Origin of the sequence: Kaistia terrae, assembly GCF_026344005.1 — a bacterium.
Taxonomy (GTDB): Bacteria; Pseudomonadota; Alphaproteobacteria; order Rhizobiales; family Kaistiaceae; genus Kaistia; species Kaistia terrae.
The window spans coordinates 63,699-77,967 of sequence record NZ_JAPKNH010000010.1; the positions used below are offsets into that span (position 1 = coordinate 63,699).

The following is a 14,269-nucleotide window of genomic DNA, read 5'->3' on the forward strand; positions in this document are numbered from 1 at the left end:
ACTCCGAGATGGCCAAGTTTGGAGTCTTGAAGGGATCGAATGTCTTCAGAGCTACCATTGGGAAGGCCAACATGGCGCCCCGCTCGGAAGAGGCCGAGTGGTATCGAATAGTTCGGTCAACCTCGGCAATGGCCCTGGTTCTGCAGGGGACGAGGTGGGCGTCGTGGAAAAATGGCACCCAGTTGGCGGCCCTTCGGATGACGAACGAATGAAGGCTCTTGCTGTGCTGGCAAAGGCTAAGACTAAGACGCGGAAAGATGAGCAATCGCCGGAGTGGGTAGGCCATGCAATTGCGCGGGGTCTAGGGTGGGATATCGGCGGCTCGCTTCGTTGCGCCGACCGCACCGCAACGCAAAACAGCGATCGTGACAGAGTGAATGACGAACGCTACTCAGCTAGTACGGCGAAGAGGCTGTGGATGTTGCCCTCCGGATCGGCAAAGAAGCCGGCAAAGTGTCCCCAGTGCTTCTTCGTGGGGTCGGCGATGGATCGCCCGCCATTCGCCACGATGTGGCTAAACCGTTCGTTGACATCGTCTGTCGATGCACATTCGAAATTCAGCTCGAAGGCTTGGCCAGTGAACTGCGTGCGGTAATCAGGGTGATCGTGCGTATTGGCGCTCATGCCGATCCTAGAGAAGATGGCAAAGCGGATGCCTTCGCCTCCAAAGGCGACGTAGTTCTGCTCCGTGACGTCAACGCGAAGGCCGAGCGCGTCACGATAGAAGGTAGCGAGCTTCGCTACGTCATCCGCGAGCACAGTGATTCCCTCCAACCTAGCAATGGCGGCTTTGGTAGCGGTCAACGCGTAATCTCCAAGTTCGTTTCTGTTCTTCACTAGCGCCTATTCGCGCTGTGCGGCAACACCATGGCTACGACACTGAGGTTGGATGCTTTAGAGCGGCCCCCCGCACCAACCCACTTCGCGGGAAGGGTGTCCTCTTCGGCAGCATCGCGAATGGTGATTGTCATGAGAACCAGATAAGTTGAGAGGAGCCGGACTTCGGGTGCCAACAGGGATCGTCCGCTTCTGGTCTCCACCCACCCAAGAGCCGACAGGCAGTAAACCACCCCAAGACCGACAGGCAGGGAACATATCTGCGCGTCGAAGCGGAAGTTCTCCTCGGCCTTGATTGGCCGAGTATGAAACGCGCGAGTCACAACCGTTCGGGGCTGTGAACGGACTGACGACTTTTCGGGAGCGAGGCCAGGAACGCAGACATGCGTTTGCTTTCGAGACAATCAGCAGCTTCGAGTCTCTTTGGCTCGACAAATTCTTTAACGATCTAAATAGCTTATCGAAGCCGAGGATCTCGGCGTAGACTGCGGATCGCAAATACTGAAACGTACCGTTTTTCGGCATGTGGGCTACTCTCATGTCTCGTCAGGCCTTTTCTGTGAACCGGTATGGTCCCGGTGATCTTCGCCGACGACTGCGACCAACGCCGGCGCCCTGCAGGAGACGATCTGGGTAGCGGCCGAGGTGGGCTGCGGATGGCCCTACGACCCGCCTCATCGAGGGCGTCCGGCATGTCCTCTTAGGGCCATTCCTGGATGGGCCCTGCGTCCTCATCCTAACCTCGCGGCGTCTCTGCCGGGGCGAAGGAAACGGGGTAGCGGATCGCGTCCAGGGGTTCGAGCTGCTCCAGGATGAGCTCCCGGATCCAGCGATGCTCGGGGTCGTCGTCGTGGCGCTTGTGCCAGCATAGGTGAAGCGGAACGACGGGCATCTGAAACGGCAGCGAATAGATCCGCAGCCCCAGAACATCGGCCACGGAAAGGGCGAACCTGTCGGGAAGGAGGGCGAGCAGGTCGGTCTGCGCGACTACCCTGGCAACGCTGAAAAAATCGGGAACGGTCGCCACGACGTTGCGCTTGCGTCCGATGCCGGCAAGGGCGGCATCCTCCTCGCCCACCAGCATTCCGTCCGGTCCAAAGAAGACCTGCGGCATTTCGCAGAAGAGGTCGAGAGGGATCATGTGGCGGTCCTCGATTCCGGCGCGGGCCAGATATCGATTGGACCGGCTCGCCACCGGCGTCGGGGCAGCGTGCATGGCGAGGACGCGAACCACCCATTCCGGCAACGCGTCCTTGATGATGCCAAATGCAAGGTCGATACCGTCCTCGGCCAATTGCAACGCGAGCGGTCGTGGGTTCGTCGGCAACAGCTGGAAGCGGATGCCCGGCGCGCATTCGAGCAACAGCGTCAGGATCTTCGGGAGAACCATCTCCGCCAAATAATCATCGCCGAGCATGCGGATGAGCCGCGTCGATTTGGCCGGGGCGAACGGCGCATTGCCGGCAAGCACCAGCTCGATCCGGCCGAGCGCCTGCCGCAAGGGATCGCCGATCGACGCGGCGAATGGCGTCGGCACCATCTTGTTGCCCTCGCGAACGAACAGCGCGTCGCCGAGGATGCCGCGCAGCCGGGTGAGGGCCGCGCTCACGGCGGGCTGGCTCAGTCCGAGACGCTCGCCGGCGCGCGTCGTATTGCGCTCGTACAGCATGGTGTCGAGCACCCGGAGTAGGTTGAGGTCGAGAGTTCCCCAATTCATCTGGCGAATACTCCCTATGATAACAATTCATTTCCCCGATTTTGCAGCCAGAACCAGTATAGCGCCCATCGAACGGCATCCTTCAAGTCGACGTCTCAAAAATGAGGAGGCACGGCAATGAAATCGGACCCTTCCTGGAGAGAATTCGTGGCGATTGTCGCGGCGCTGATGGCGATCGATGGGGTCGCGATCGATATCATGCTGCCGGCGCTGCCGGAGATCGGCGCCGCCTTCCATGTAGCGAACACGAACGACCGTTCGCTTGTGCTGACGGTATTTCTTCTCGGCTTCGGCTTGCCGCAGATCCTCTTCGGGCCGCTCAGCGATCGCTTCGGCCGCCGGCCGCCGATTCTGATCGGCATCGCCGCCTACTTCGCTGCCGCGCTGGCATCACCTGCCGTCACGGAGTTCGGAGCCTTGCTGGCCATCCGCTTCGGCCAAGGCGTCGCCGCGGCGGCGATCCGCGTCGGCATCCTTTCGGCGGTCCGCGACCGTTATGAGGGCGAGGCGATGGCAGAAGTGATGTCGATTGCCATGTCGATCTTCCTGCTCGTGCCGCTCCTGATGCCCGGCGTCGGACAGATCCTTCTTCTCCTCGGCCCATGGCAGTTGATCTTCGTCGTCATGGGGGCCGTCGCGGCGATCCTCGGCGGCTGGGCCCTCCTCCGCCTGCCGGAAACATTGACGAGCGAGAACCGTCGCAGGCTGGATTTCGGCAGCGTGGCGGACGGCTTCGCCATGGTGATCCGCAATCGGATGGCGGTGGGTTACGGATTCTCCGGCGCGTTCCTGCTTGGTATCGTGCTGGCGCTGATCAACACCTCGCAGCAGGTCTATGTCGATCTCTATGGGCTCGGCCCGTACTATCCGCTCGCTTTCGCGGCCCTGCCGGCAACGGCGATCGTCGGGTTCCTGCTCAACACCCGGCTGGTGGCGCGGTTCGGCATGCGCCGGCTGTCGCATGGCGCGATGCTGCTGTTTGTCGCCGGCAGCGTCGTGTGGTTCGGCATGACGCTGTTGGGAACGCCGCCGCTCTGGCTGTATCTGCTGATGATGGTCCTGGTGACCCCGATGGTCGCGTTCTGCTTCACCAACACCGGTGCGTTGGCGATGGAACCGCTCGGGGAGGTGGCCGGCACGGCGGCGTCGATCTTCGGCGCCGTCCAGACGGTCGGCGGTGCGCTGCTTGGCCTGGCGGTGGCCCAGTCCTTCGACGGGACGTTGCGGCCGGTGATGGCCAGCCTGTGTCTGTTTGGCGCCTGCGTGCTGGTCTGTTTCCTCGTCGCCGAAAAAGGCCGCCTGTTCGGGGATGGGACCCAGGCGGCTGAACCCGCGGCCCTTGCCTAACCGGCGCCGTAGCGCAGGCCGTCGACGAGCATGGCGACTATGCGCTGGCGTTGGCCGGTCCTTCCGCAGGACTATGCATGCAGAGCCTCGCGACGGCGAAAAGGAGATCATTCGCCTCGATATCGCCCCACACTTCGCCGGCATTCCCACCGAACGCCATCCCCAGCAAAACGACGACGAGAACTGCCAGGACCGAAAGGGCACTGTCGACAGCATTGCCCTGTTCCGTCAGGACGGCGCCAGCGCCATCGTCCTCGGATCGGGAGCTTATGGCGGTCGGCGGCAGCAACTGTTTCGGCTATTCAGCATACCGTGCATCGATGGCCTGGAAGCAGCCATTGCCTTTTGCGAAGTCAGCAGTGCGGACCTATCAACTAGGGTCACTAATGTGCGATCGTCGTTTCTTCTCGGAGCGGTAGCGCCCCTCATCTCCACGGAAACCGACACTGGCAACCGCTGGCCTCTGCCGGAGGCGGTGCGTTCGAGCGGACTTCACGCCCGGCAACCGATTTTCGCGAACCCCGAACCTCCATCATGTTTTCCGTCTCGAGAACCAACTTACAGCGCGAAGGAAAGATTAGGTCGTCGCCAACAACTTGTTGCCCGATAGCCGACGGACGAAAAAGTCCCAAGCCGCAACAGGGGATCATGCCGGTCAAATGTCCGCTTTTGGAGGGATGACGAGCCCCCCTGGATGGCAGAGATGGGGGCGCAGAGCCGTCTGGCAGCTTTCGGGCGAGCCAAGTCAGGTAGCCAATGCTCCTCGCACCCCGATTTGAGGGCACTAGCGACCTCCCATCCGCCTGAAGTCTGCGTTAGCCTTCATCAGTTCCCTGGCGATGCGCGTGATGTCAGAGACGATCGCCTGGTCCGACGCGGTCTCGAAGAACGGGCCGATCGGTCCGGTATCGGCGATCCCCGCCAAGCGGATCGCGTCATGCACGACGGGAATGGCGGAATAGGCACCGCGGGCAGCATCGAAATCCACGAAGACCTGGCTGAGGCTGTCGATTGCGGCGCGGTCTCCCCGCTTCACGGCTTCCAGCAAGGCCTGCGAGATATGCGGCGCCAGCAGGCCGGTGCCCGAGGTATAGCCCTGGATGCCGAACTTCGAGCTTTCGACGATGGTCAATTCGCCGGCCCCGTCGATCAGGCGGTCGGCCGAGCCGACCAGGTCCAGCAGTGCGGTCAGATGCGGCGACTGGCCGGTTTCGTCCGGGACGATGCCGTATTCGACGCCGCAGAGCGCACCATCCTTCAATAGCGCCGCGACGTCCTGCGGCGTCAGATAATCGAGCGCCTTGAAGAACACCATCAGCGGCTTGCCATAGGCATCGGCCAGCTTGCGGATGCCGGTCGCGACGCCTTTCGGCTGCACCAGCCAGAACGGCAGCAGGATCGCGGTTGGGAAGTCGCGCTCGCGCAGCATCGCCACCTGGTCGATCGCCTTGCCATAATCGCCGCCGATCGCCGGCACCATCCAGGCTTCGTCGGAGGGAGTGACCGCCTCGATCAGGTCGAGCACAGCGCCATATTCGCTGAGCCTTGCGTTGAACAGGTTGGCGATGCCGCCATACATGAACGAGCTGACGCCGGCCGAGGCGAGCCAGTCGACGATCTTGCGGCTTTCACCGAGGTTGATGCCGCCATCCGGGTTCCGAGCGATGGGCGGTAGCGCGATGATGGAGGCAACAAGGTCTTCGGGCGTGACGGGGGTGGTCTTCATGGCAAACTCCGGGGAACGATCGGTGAGGAAGTTCAGGCGCGAAGGACGGCTGGCCAGGTGGAAGCGGATGGGCGTCGGCCACGGGCAAGGCGAGCCCCATCGCGCCCCGCGTGGCGGCGGCGGTCTTTGCCTGGTGCGGAAGTGGCCGGGCTAGTTGGCGTAGGCTTTCAGGACGATGCGTTCGACCAGCCCGATCAACGCGTAGAGAAGAATGGAAAAGGCGGTCGTCAGCGCGACGCGGGCCCAGAGGCCCTCATAGTCCGAGACGGCGGCCGTGGTGACGATCGCATAGCCGAGCCCCTTGCCCGTCGCGAGCCAGGCCGCCAGCAACGCGCCCGTAATGGCGAGCGGCGCGGCGGTGCGCAGCGAGGTGAACAAGGCCGGCAAGGCGCTTGGAATCTGCACCGTCATCAGCGTCTTGAAGCGCGAGGCGCCGAAGACCTTCATCAGGTCGCGCGAGCGGGCGGGCGTCTGCGCCAGCGCCAGCGTCATGTTCACAAGCGTCGGGAAGAAGGTGACGATCGCGCCGATCATGACGACGGCGAGCATGTTGCGGCCGAATACCAGGGTCACCAGCGGCGCCATGGCGACGAGCGGTATCGAGCGCAGCGCGATCGCAACTCCCATGAAGGCCCGCTCGACTCCGCCCCAGAGATTGAAGGCGATCGCGACGAGGACGGCAGCTACGGTGCCAACGACGAGCCCGGCGGCGCTGTCACGGATCGTGACGACCGCCTCGCGCATCAACTGAGCCCGGTTCTGGGCGCCCGTCAGCGGGTCGACGAGATAGTTCCACACTTCCAGCGGTCCCTTGCCGAAGAAGGGCGGCACGGAAAAACCGCGCAGGATCGCCCACCAGACGAACAGCACGAGACCGAGCGAACCGAGCGCCGTGGCAATCGCCATCGCCCATCCGCCGCCACCGTCGGCCTTTGCATGCAGACCGCCGATGTCTGTCGAGACTTCCCGCGCCCAGGGCGTCATCAGGCGGGCGACGAGGCTGGTCGCCGCATAGGCGATGGCCGCGAGCACGCTGGCGACGACGGCGATCGCCCAAGTCCGGGGAATCTCCATCGCCTGCTGCGAATTGACCAGCATCAGACCGAGCCCGGTTTCGGTGCCGCCCATATATTCGCCGACGATCGCGCCGAGGATGGCGGCCGGGGCCGCGATGCGCAGCGCGGCGAAGAGGTGCGGCAGGGCCGAGATCAGCCGGACCTTGAACAGCTTGTGCCAGGTGCCGCCGCCAAAGCCGTGCACCAGGTCCAGCATGGTGCGGTCGACATGGCGAAGGCCCGTCACCGTGCCGATCAGCGTGGTGAAGAACACCGACAGCGCCGCCAGCACCACTTTGGGCGTATCGCCGGAAAACAGGATCATCATCAGAGGCCCGATCGCGACGATCGGCAGGCAATAGGAGACGATGCCGAGTTGCAGGATCGGCCGTTCCAGAAACGGAATGGCGACGGCGACGAGGGCGAGGAGGATCGCGAGACTGTTGCCCCACAGCCAGCCACGAAAGGCCGCCGAGACCGTGTAGGAGGCCGCATCCGCATAGAAGGCGAACCCGTCAAAGTGCATCTGCCGCGCGATCTGCAGCGGAGACGGAATGGTGCCGTTGCCCGACGAAATGAAGATCACCGCCAGCTGCCAGAGAAGCACGAGCGCCGCGAGCCCAGCGGTCGCATAGAGAATTCCGGACCAGTTCAAGGCGCGCAACCGGTCGACGGGCCGGACCATGGTCGCCGCCGTCATAGGACCGGTTCCATGTCGTCGGCCTTGGAACCGAACAGAAGCTCGCTGAACACGTCGCAAAGCCGGTGGAATTCCGTCGTACGCATCATTTCCGGCGTGCGCGGACGCGGCAGGTCGATCGCCAACGTCTCGACGATGCGTCCGGGGCGCGCGGTCATCACCGCGACCGTATCGGACAGGAAGACGGCCTCGGAGATCGAATGCGTCACGAGCACCGTGGTGGTGCGTCGTTCCATCCAGATCCGCTGCAGGCCGAGATTGAGCCGCTGGCGCATCATGTCGTCGAGCGCGCCGAACGGCTCGTCTAGCAGCAGCGCCTTCGGCTGGTTGACGAGCGAGCGGGCGATGGCGACGCGCTGGCGCATGCCGCCGGAAAGCTGCGCCGGCCTCGCCTTCTCGAAACCCTGCAGGCCGACCAGCGCGATCAGGTCGCGGATCGCCGCGTCCTGGCCCGTCATGCCGCTGATCTCTAGCGGCAGGCGGATATTGTCCTCGACCGAGCGCCAGGCGAGCAGCGAGGCGTCCTGGAAGGCGATGCCGATCTCGTGGTTGGCGCGCGATACGCCGGGCGACTTGCCGTGGATCAGCGCGCTGCCATTCGTCGGCACTTCGAGATCGGCCAGAATCCGTAGGATTGTCGACTTGCCGCATCCGGACGGGCCCAGCAGCGATACGAACGAGCCGGCTGGCGTGCGCAGATCCGCGTCATGCAGCGCCGTGACGATGCGGCCCTGCAGCGAGAAGCTCTTGGAGAGCCCATAGAGCACAATGCCGCTGGCATCCCCGCCTGGACGCGTCGGCGGGTTCGCCTTCGGCTTCATCTCGAACTTCACGTCGGACATCTCCATCGGATGGACCCCATTTCGGCCGGCGGACGGCGCGGCGCTTGATAGGAGCCGCGCCATGCCAGAATCAGGCCGGAGCCTTGGCGCGGAGGGCGTTCAGGTAGTCGAGATACTTGCTGTCGACGCCTTCCAGCATGTTTTCGAGATCGCCGCCGCCGGCGCTGGTCCAGTGTTCGGGACCGCGACCGAGCTCGACGCCGCGACGGGTGTGATAGTCGACCATGAAATCCTGGATTTCGAACTGGCGTTCGCCGCGCGAGGTCACCTCGATCGCCCATTGCGCCAATTGCGGCGCCGTGCGGTCCTTCTTGTTGGTGACGACGATGCGGACCGCCTGCACGGCGTAGATCCAGCGCTCGGTGCGATCGGTATAGCGCTGCCGCTGCGAATTGAGCGCCTCGATGATGGCCGGCGCCGTCACCAGGCCGAAGCCGACTTCCTCGGTGGCGATGATCTCGATGCGGCGCCAGAGCAGTTCTTCCGTCTCGAGGCCGCTCTGGTGCAGTTCAAAGGCGGCGAGGATGGCTTCTTCCAGCCAGCCACGACGGACCGACTTCTGGAAGACGGAACGGACTTCGTCGACGGGATAGCCGTTGATCGTCTTGGTGCGGGACCAGACATCCGCGCTCTGGTAGTTCTGGGTCATGCTGGGTTCCTGTCGAACGAAGGCCGTCATTCCCCGGACAGGTGGTCCGGGGTTTCAAGTTGCGGGCAGCAGCCGCCATGATTTTGGATCGTGGGCGGTCCGGCAGGGGGCCGAACCGCCTTTCAAAAAAGGCCCTAGAGCGTGGTCTTGCCCTGGAAGGCCTCCTCAAGGATCTCGTTGGTGAAGAGGTCCTTCTTGGCGACGATGCCGGCGGTCGCCAGCGTGGCGATGGTCTCGTCGACGGCCTTGTCCGTCATCCAGAACAGGCCGTGCTTTTCCGTGTCGGCGGTGACCATCAGTTCGTTGGTCGCGGCGGCGGACTTCTCCTGCGCCGCCTGGTCGAGCCCGTTGCCCTTGCCATAAACGTCGACGGTAAGCTGAGCCGACAGCGCCGGGTTCTTGACCGCCTCCTGCCAGCCGCGGATCGCGCCGCGCATGAAGGCGACGACCTGGGCCCGCTTCTCCTTGTCCTTCAGCGTCTCCTCGGTCACGAGGTAGTTGCAGTTGAACATCGGGTAGCCGTAATCCGCCATCAGCAGGTAGCTGACGTCCTGGCCCTTCTGGCGCAGTTGCACGACGTCATCGTTCGAGAAGCCGAAGAACGCATCGAGTTCGCCGGAAACCAGCGGCGTGAAATCGTGCTGGGCGGGGACCGTGTTGACGCTGGCCGGATCGATGCCGTTGATCTTCAGGAAGGCGTTCCACACGACCTGGTTGTTGGCCTGGATGCCGACTGTCTTGCCGACCAGGCCCTTGGGTGCCTTGAGGCCGGTCTTGGTCAGCGAGATGATCGAGGACGGCGACTTCTGGTAGTTGGTGCCGATGATCTTCAGCGGGGCGCCCTTGGCGACCGCGTTCGCCGTGTTGTCGGTGCTGTTCTGCCCGACCAGCGCCTTGCCGGAGATGACGATCGGCTCGGCCGAGACGCTGGGGCCGCCGGCCAGCAGGTCGACCGCGATGCCCTCCTGCTCGAAGAACTTGTTGGTGTCGGCGATATATTCGCCGGCAAACTGGAAGTTCTTCACCCAGCCGAGCTGGTAGGCGATCTTTCCGAGCTTGGGCGTGTCGGCCAGGGCGCGCGACGTGATGAAAGCCGGAGCCGCGAGAGCGGCCGCGCCGACCTTGATGAAAGTCCGTCTATCCATTTCCACAGGCTCCGAAGGATGATGTGCGTTCGACGAGGAGTAGTCAGGGGTAGAGAAGCGGGGCTTCATCGCCCGGAAATCAGCCGGTTCCGGTCGGCAATGAACATCGTGTTACAGAAAGACTGTCACGACGTTCAAAATTGTACAATTGGGTAGACTGCTGAAATGGTCGTCACGCGGAACGCGGAAAAAACCAGCGAAAACAACGGTCGCGGTCGCGCTGCCTAGCAAGGCGAAGCGCGGCTGATCATTCCGGCGTCACTGCCTGCGGAGGCCTGCGGGGCCGTTACTGGCCGGGGCGTTCGAGCCAGGGCAGTTCGAGCGCCGTATATTGCTCGGCCAGTTCCACGGCGCGCTTGGTGCGGTGGGCGACGGCGGCGACCAGCGCCTCGATCAGCGTGATGGCGGCGGCGTTGGACATCGAGCCGAACTGGCGCTCGGCCCGGCAGAACAGGTTGATGTCGGCGAGCGGCGCCAGGGGCGACTGGTGGCTGTCGGTGATCGCCAGCACCCTTGTGCCGTGGGCGCGGGCGAGGCTTGCGAGCTGGATCACGTCGCGGATGTAGTTCGGGAAAGCGATGGCGATCGCCAGATCGTCTCGGCCGAGTTCGGTGAACTGCCGCGCCACGCCGATCGCGCCGCCATAATTGGCGATCGATGTGACGTTGCCGCGCAGCCGCTGCAACTCGTTGCACAGGATCGCCGCGCAGCTCGCGCCATTGTCGAGTCCGAACACGATGATGTTTTTGGCGGCAAGGACGGCGTCGACCGCCTGGTTAGCGCGCTCGTCGCTGAGCCCGTCCATCGTGGTCTGGACGTTGGCGATGTCCTCGCTCATCGACGCGCGGAACACGTCGAGGCTGGTCGATGTGCGCGACACCTGGACCTGCAGCCGCTTTACCGGGTCGAAGGCCGGCTCAAAGCTCCGGATCAGTTCGGTGCGGAATTCGGCATAGCCGGAATAGCCGATGGCGCGCGCGAAGCGGTTGGCCGAGGCGACGGAAACGTCGAGATCCTTGACCGCTTCATGGATGCTGATCCGCGCGACCTTCACCGGCTCTGCCAGCACGAAATCGGCGAATTTCTGCAGGGCACCCGTCATATGCGGGTATTTGGAATGAATCCGTTCCGCGATCGAAATCAAAATGGCTCCATCGCACCTAAGACGCGCTCGCCGGCTGGAGCAAGCGCCATGGATCCACAGTACGCGGCCGTACAAGGAATCGACCCGTCAATCCGTAACGGCTGACCAAGCAAAATCCAAGCCGACACGGATCTAAGTCGGATTCGGTTTCAGATTCATCGAGCCAATTGTATCTACCCGGCTCCATCTAGACCAGTGATCTTCGTCTCCCGCTTCGTGCGCGTTCCCTTCTCTTCAAGCAAATCGCGCAGTCCGTGTTCGCTATTCGCGCGGCATGTCGGGGGCGCGCGTTACATTGCGGCCCGCCGCTCAGTAGAGTCCGGCTTTCTCGCGTGCGAGCGCATGCTCGTACGATGAGCGCGTGCACTCTGCTGGAATACACAGCGATCCGATAGAGGTTCGCGTGAGTGCACGAAGTGCACAGCTCGGACGGCTGTGCACTAGCCTTTTGGGTGCCTTAAGGGACACAAGAGCGTTTCTGTCCAATCTGTCGCGAAACACAACGTCTGGCTGTTCGTCCGCCGCCAGAAAAACTTGCCTTCGCCGCAGCTGGAATGTCCGCTTCACCGCTTGGCACGGTTACCGCAATGGCGGCGACGCCTCGGCCCTGCGCCGTGTCGACTTCCCGGCCGCCCCCGAGTAAAGTGAAGCCGTTGGTCGCTTTTGTCTGCGTGTTAGTGCCTCCGGGTCCGCCAATCCCTCTCCGCCCGCCAGCGGTTTCCCAGGCGATTGCTGCCGTCTTTGGACTTTCGTCGCGTGCCTATCATTGTCCCACGAACGGCAATCTCGACGATTCAGTCAAATGAGAAACGGTCTAGGCAAACGCCACTCCCCGACCGTTCTTCGGGCTGAACTCCGAGCTGGCGAACGAGTGTGTCAAATCCCGGTCGATACACGAATCTGCCAGCGATGAGGTGATCATGATCAATCTGGGAGGAAGCGGCTATTCCTCCACCTTTGAGACCGACGACCGCTGAGAGGCGGCAGGTATCCCGCCTGAAGAAAGCATAGTCTTGTTCCGTCTCTCGGCGCGTAAACGGTAGTGGCTCGCTTGCGGCATAAGTCCGCGAGCGTTGTTGTTAAATGCGTAATCTTTCAGTCATTGAGTATTTTTCTGGCGCAGTCAGAGTCGAAAAAGCCGCGCTGATAGCCAATGCCGTTTGCCGTTCGACCCTGTGTCGCTGAAAGGCAGAAAGTTGCCACCTAGGACAATCGAACATACCGACGGTACGCCTAACAGCATTTGATTAGCCTGCCAGCGCCAGCAGAGAGGTGGGCAGTAGGGTGGATTAAAAAATCAAAAACCCTCTATCCTATTGAATTAACTTATTTTTTCGGGGAGGAGTGGTGCCGCTTACAGGATTCGAACCTGTGACCCCATCATTACGAATGATGTGCTCTACCAGCTGAGCTAAAGCGGCTTACCGAGGGATTTGACCGGCGCCGCGAGGGCTGCTGTAAAATCCACGGGGTTCATAGCCACATTCGGGAAGCGTTTCAAGCCTCCCTGATGGTTCTCCACTGCCTCACTGCAATCGAAGTCGATCGGCTGGTTCGGCTTCGCTGTCTTCGATGCCCGGATCGTCGGGGATCGGCGGCACGACGACGGGAGCCGGTTTGCCTGCATTCCCGTTCGACGCTGCCGTGGGGCTCTTCGCCACAGCGGAAGATGTTGGTGCCGTAGGCTGCGATGCTTCCGTTTCCTTCTCGGGCTTGGGTGCCACGATCGGGGCGGGCTTTGCCTCGATCACGAGCGGTTCATCCGGCTCGGGATCCTGAAAATCGAGATCGAGGGTGGGGCGCTGGTCGGCAGCAAGCGCTGCCGTCGGCGTCCGCCATTCGAAGGCGTCGAGTTTTCGCGAAATCGGCGAGATCGGCGCCCAGGCCGGGAAGACATAGCCGTCGGCCGTCCATTGCGGATCGCGCGGCGCACGAACGGCGCGCGAAAGCCATTCGCGGACATGTCCGCGATTGCCGTCCGGACCTTCCTCGATTTCCGCCATCAGCAGGCAGAAGCGTTCCGTGCGCTCGCTGTCGGGAATCGCCGCCAGTTCACGTCGGGCCAGCGCCCAGTCGCGGGCGTCGATCGCCGCACGGGCCACCGCCAGCCGGCTTTCGAGATGACCGGGGCGCAGGGCCGCCAGCTTCTCGGCGCGCTTCAATCGTTCCTGCGCGGCGTCGCCGGGGCGCACCATGGCATAGGCTTCGGCGAGTTCGGGATGCGGCTCGTACTTCCAGCTCGTCTCGATCACGCGGACGGCGCGCTTGACGTCGCCTTGGCGGGTGAACAGACGGGCGGCGAGGGTCGCAGCCGGGACGAGACCCGGCGCGAGCTTGACGGCTTCCTGGGCGGCGGCGCGCGCTTCTTCGGGGTCGGAGGATTCAAACTGCAGGCCGCGTGCCGTCAGAAGCACGGCGCGCAACCGGTGTGCCGCCCCGCGTTCGATCAGCTTGGCGTGGAGATTGGAGCCGAGGGTCGACAGCGCGGCCGACCACTCGCCCTTGGCGGCCTGGTCCTCGAACAGGGCGTTGCCGGCCCAGGCGAGGCTGGGCGCCGCCTTGACGGCTTCCTCCGCATAGTGGCGGGCCGCCTCGTGTTCGCCACTGCGCTGCGCCTCGACATAGAGACCGCGCAGGCCGAGCAGCCGTGTTTCGGGGTCGGCCAGCATCGTCTCGAACGCCGCGCGTGCGCCGACGCTATCGCCGGTCAGCTGCGCCGATTGCGCCGCGAGCAGCAGGGTCAGAGGCTCGTCCTTCAGGATTTTTCGCGATTCGATGGCGAAGCGTTTGGCCCGTTTCACGTCGCCGGATCCGATGGCGATCATGCCGCGTGACAGGGCGCGATAGCCGCGATCCCGCTTGCGGCCGGAAAGCCAGCCGCCGAACAGGCGCGGCGCGCGGAATACCGTGATGATAATCCAGAGCAGGATTGCCAGCGCCACGAACAGGACAGCAAGGCTGACCGACGCGACCATCAGGCTGGTCTGGTAGTCATAGCCCTGCCAACTCAGGGCGATCTCGCCCGGACGGTCGGCAAGCCAGGAAAATCCAGCGGCGATCGCGAAGACGAGGGCGACGTAGATCAGAATGCGGACCATCGTCGCTCC

The 14,269-nt window shown here is 63.3% G+C and carries 10 protein-coding genes and 1 tRNA gene; 1 reads left to right on the top strand and 10 read right to left on the bottom strand.

All coding sequences use genetic code 11. From position 1 onward, the window contains the following. Window positions 1-387 precede the first annotated feature (387 nt). Both OSH12_RS21620 and OSH12_RS21625 read right to left on the bottom strand, forming a co-directional pair. Window positions 388-804, bottom strand: a complete 417-nt coding sequence (locus OSH12_RS21620; RefSeq protein WP_266345703.1) for a VOC family protein — start codon at window positions 802-804, stop codon at window positions 388-390. 769 nt (window positions 805-1,573) lie between these two features. Then, window positions 1,574-2,554 (bottom strand): LysR family transcriptional regulator, encoded by a 981-nt coding sequence (locus OSH12_RS21625; protein ID WP_266345704.1) that lies wholly within the window; start codon window positions 2,552-2,554, stop codon window positions 1,574-1,576. Window positions 2,555-2,671: 117 nt separating this feature from the next. Here OSH12_RS21625 and OSH12_RS21630 point away from each other — a divergent pair, with 117 nt between their 5' ends. Next, window positions 2,672-3,901, top strand: coding sequence for a multidrug effflux MFS transporter (locus tag OSH12_RS21630; RefSeq protein WP_266345705.1), 1,230 nt, complete (start codon window positions 2,672-2,674; stop codon window positions 3,899-3,901). Between the two features lie 784 nt (window positions 3,902-4,685). Here the strand turns inward: OSH12_RS21630 and OSH12_RS21635 are convergent. The 8 genes from OSH12_RS21635 to OSH12_RS21670 form a co-directional block, all read right to left on the bottom strand. Then, entirely contained in the window at window positions 4,686-5,627 is a 942-nt protein-coding gene (locus tag OSH12_RS21635) for a beta/alpha barrel domain-containing protein (protein ID WP_266345706.1), read from the bottom strand. Between the two features lie 150 nt (window positions 5,628-5,777). Next, window positions 5,778-7,382: an ABC transporter permease gene (locus OSH12_RS21640; RefSeq protein WP_266345707.1), complete on the bottom strand. Its 1,605-nt coding sequence runs from the start codon at window positions 7,380-7,382 to the stop codon at window positions 5,778-5,780. Continuing rightward, the gene (locus OSH12_RS21645; protein WP_266345708.1) at window positions 7,379-8,215 is read right to left on the bottom strand and encodes an ABC transporter ATP-binding protein; all 837 of its coding nucleotides are present in this window, start codon (window positions 8,213-8,215) and stop codon (window positions 7,379-7,381) included. The genes OSH12_RS21640 and OSH12_RS21645 overlap by 4 nt, the downstream gene beginning before the upstream one ends. Window positions 8,216-8,294: 79 nt before the next feature. Further along, a complete protein-coding gene (locus tag OSH12_RS21650; protein ID WP_266345709.1) occupies window positions 8,295-8,873 on the bottom strand; it encodes a hypothetical protein in 579 nt (192 codons plus the stop codon). A 134-nt stretch (window positions 8,874-9,007) separates the two neighbouring features. Beyond that, entirely contained in the window at window positions 9,008-10,018 is a 1,011-nt protein-coding gene (locus OSH12_RS21655; RefSeq protein WP_266345710.1) for an ABC transporter substrate-binding protein, read from the bottom strand. A gap of 286 nt (window positions 10,019-10,304) precedes the next feature. Next, window positions 10,305-11,237: a MurR/RpiR family transcriptional regulator gene (locus OSH12_RS21660; protein WP_323180707.1), complete on the bottom strand. Its 933-nt coding sequence runs from the start codon at window positions 11,235-11,237 to the stop codon at window positions 10,305-10,307. A gap of 1,270 nt (window positions 11,238-12,507) precedes the next feature. Then, window positions 12,508-12,583: transfer RNA gene (locus OSH12_RS21665), tRNA-Thr, on the bottom strand. Window positions 12,584-12,688: 105 nt separating this feature from the next. Beyond that, window positions 12,689-14,260: a heme biosynthesis protein HemY gene (locus tag OSH12_RS21670; protein ID WP_266345712.1), complete on the bottom strand. Its 1,572-nt coding sequence runs from the start codon at window positions 14,258-14,260 to the stop codon at window positions 12,689-12,691. Window positions 14,261-14,269 lie beyond the last annotated feature (9 nt).

Coding starts and splice junctions, on each gene's coding strand:
- OSH12_RS21655 (WP_266345710.1), bottom strand. CDS start 10,018: ATGGATAGACGGACTTTCATCAAGGTCGGCGCGGCCGCTCTCGCGGCT.
- OSH12_RS21650 (WP_266345709.1), bottom strand. CDS start 8,873: ATGACCCAGAACTACCAGAGCGCGGATGTCTGGTCCCGCACCAAGACG.
- OSH12_RS21635 (WP_266345706.1), bottom strand. CDS start 5,627: ATGAAGACCACCCCCGTCACGCCCGAAGACCTTGTTGCCTCCATCATC.
- OSH12_RS21630 (WP_266345705.1), top strand. CDS start 2,672: ATGAAATCGGACCCTTCCTGGAGAGAATTCGTGGCGATTGTCGCGGCG.
- OSH12_RS21640 (WP_266345707.1), bottom strand. CDS start 7,382: ATGACGGCGGCGACCATGGTCCGGCCCGTCGACCGGTTGCGCGCCTTG.
- OSH12_RS21625 (WP_266345704.1), bottom strand. CDS start 2,554: ATGAATTGGGGAACTCTCGACCTCAACCTACTCCGGGTGCTCGACACC.
- OSH12_RS21670 (WP_266345712.1), bottom strand. CDS start 14,260: ATGGTCCGCATTCTGATCTACGTCGCCCTCGTCTTCGCGATCGCCGCT.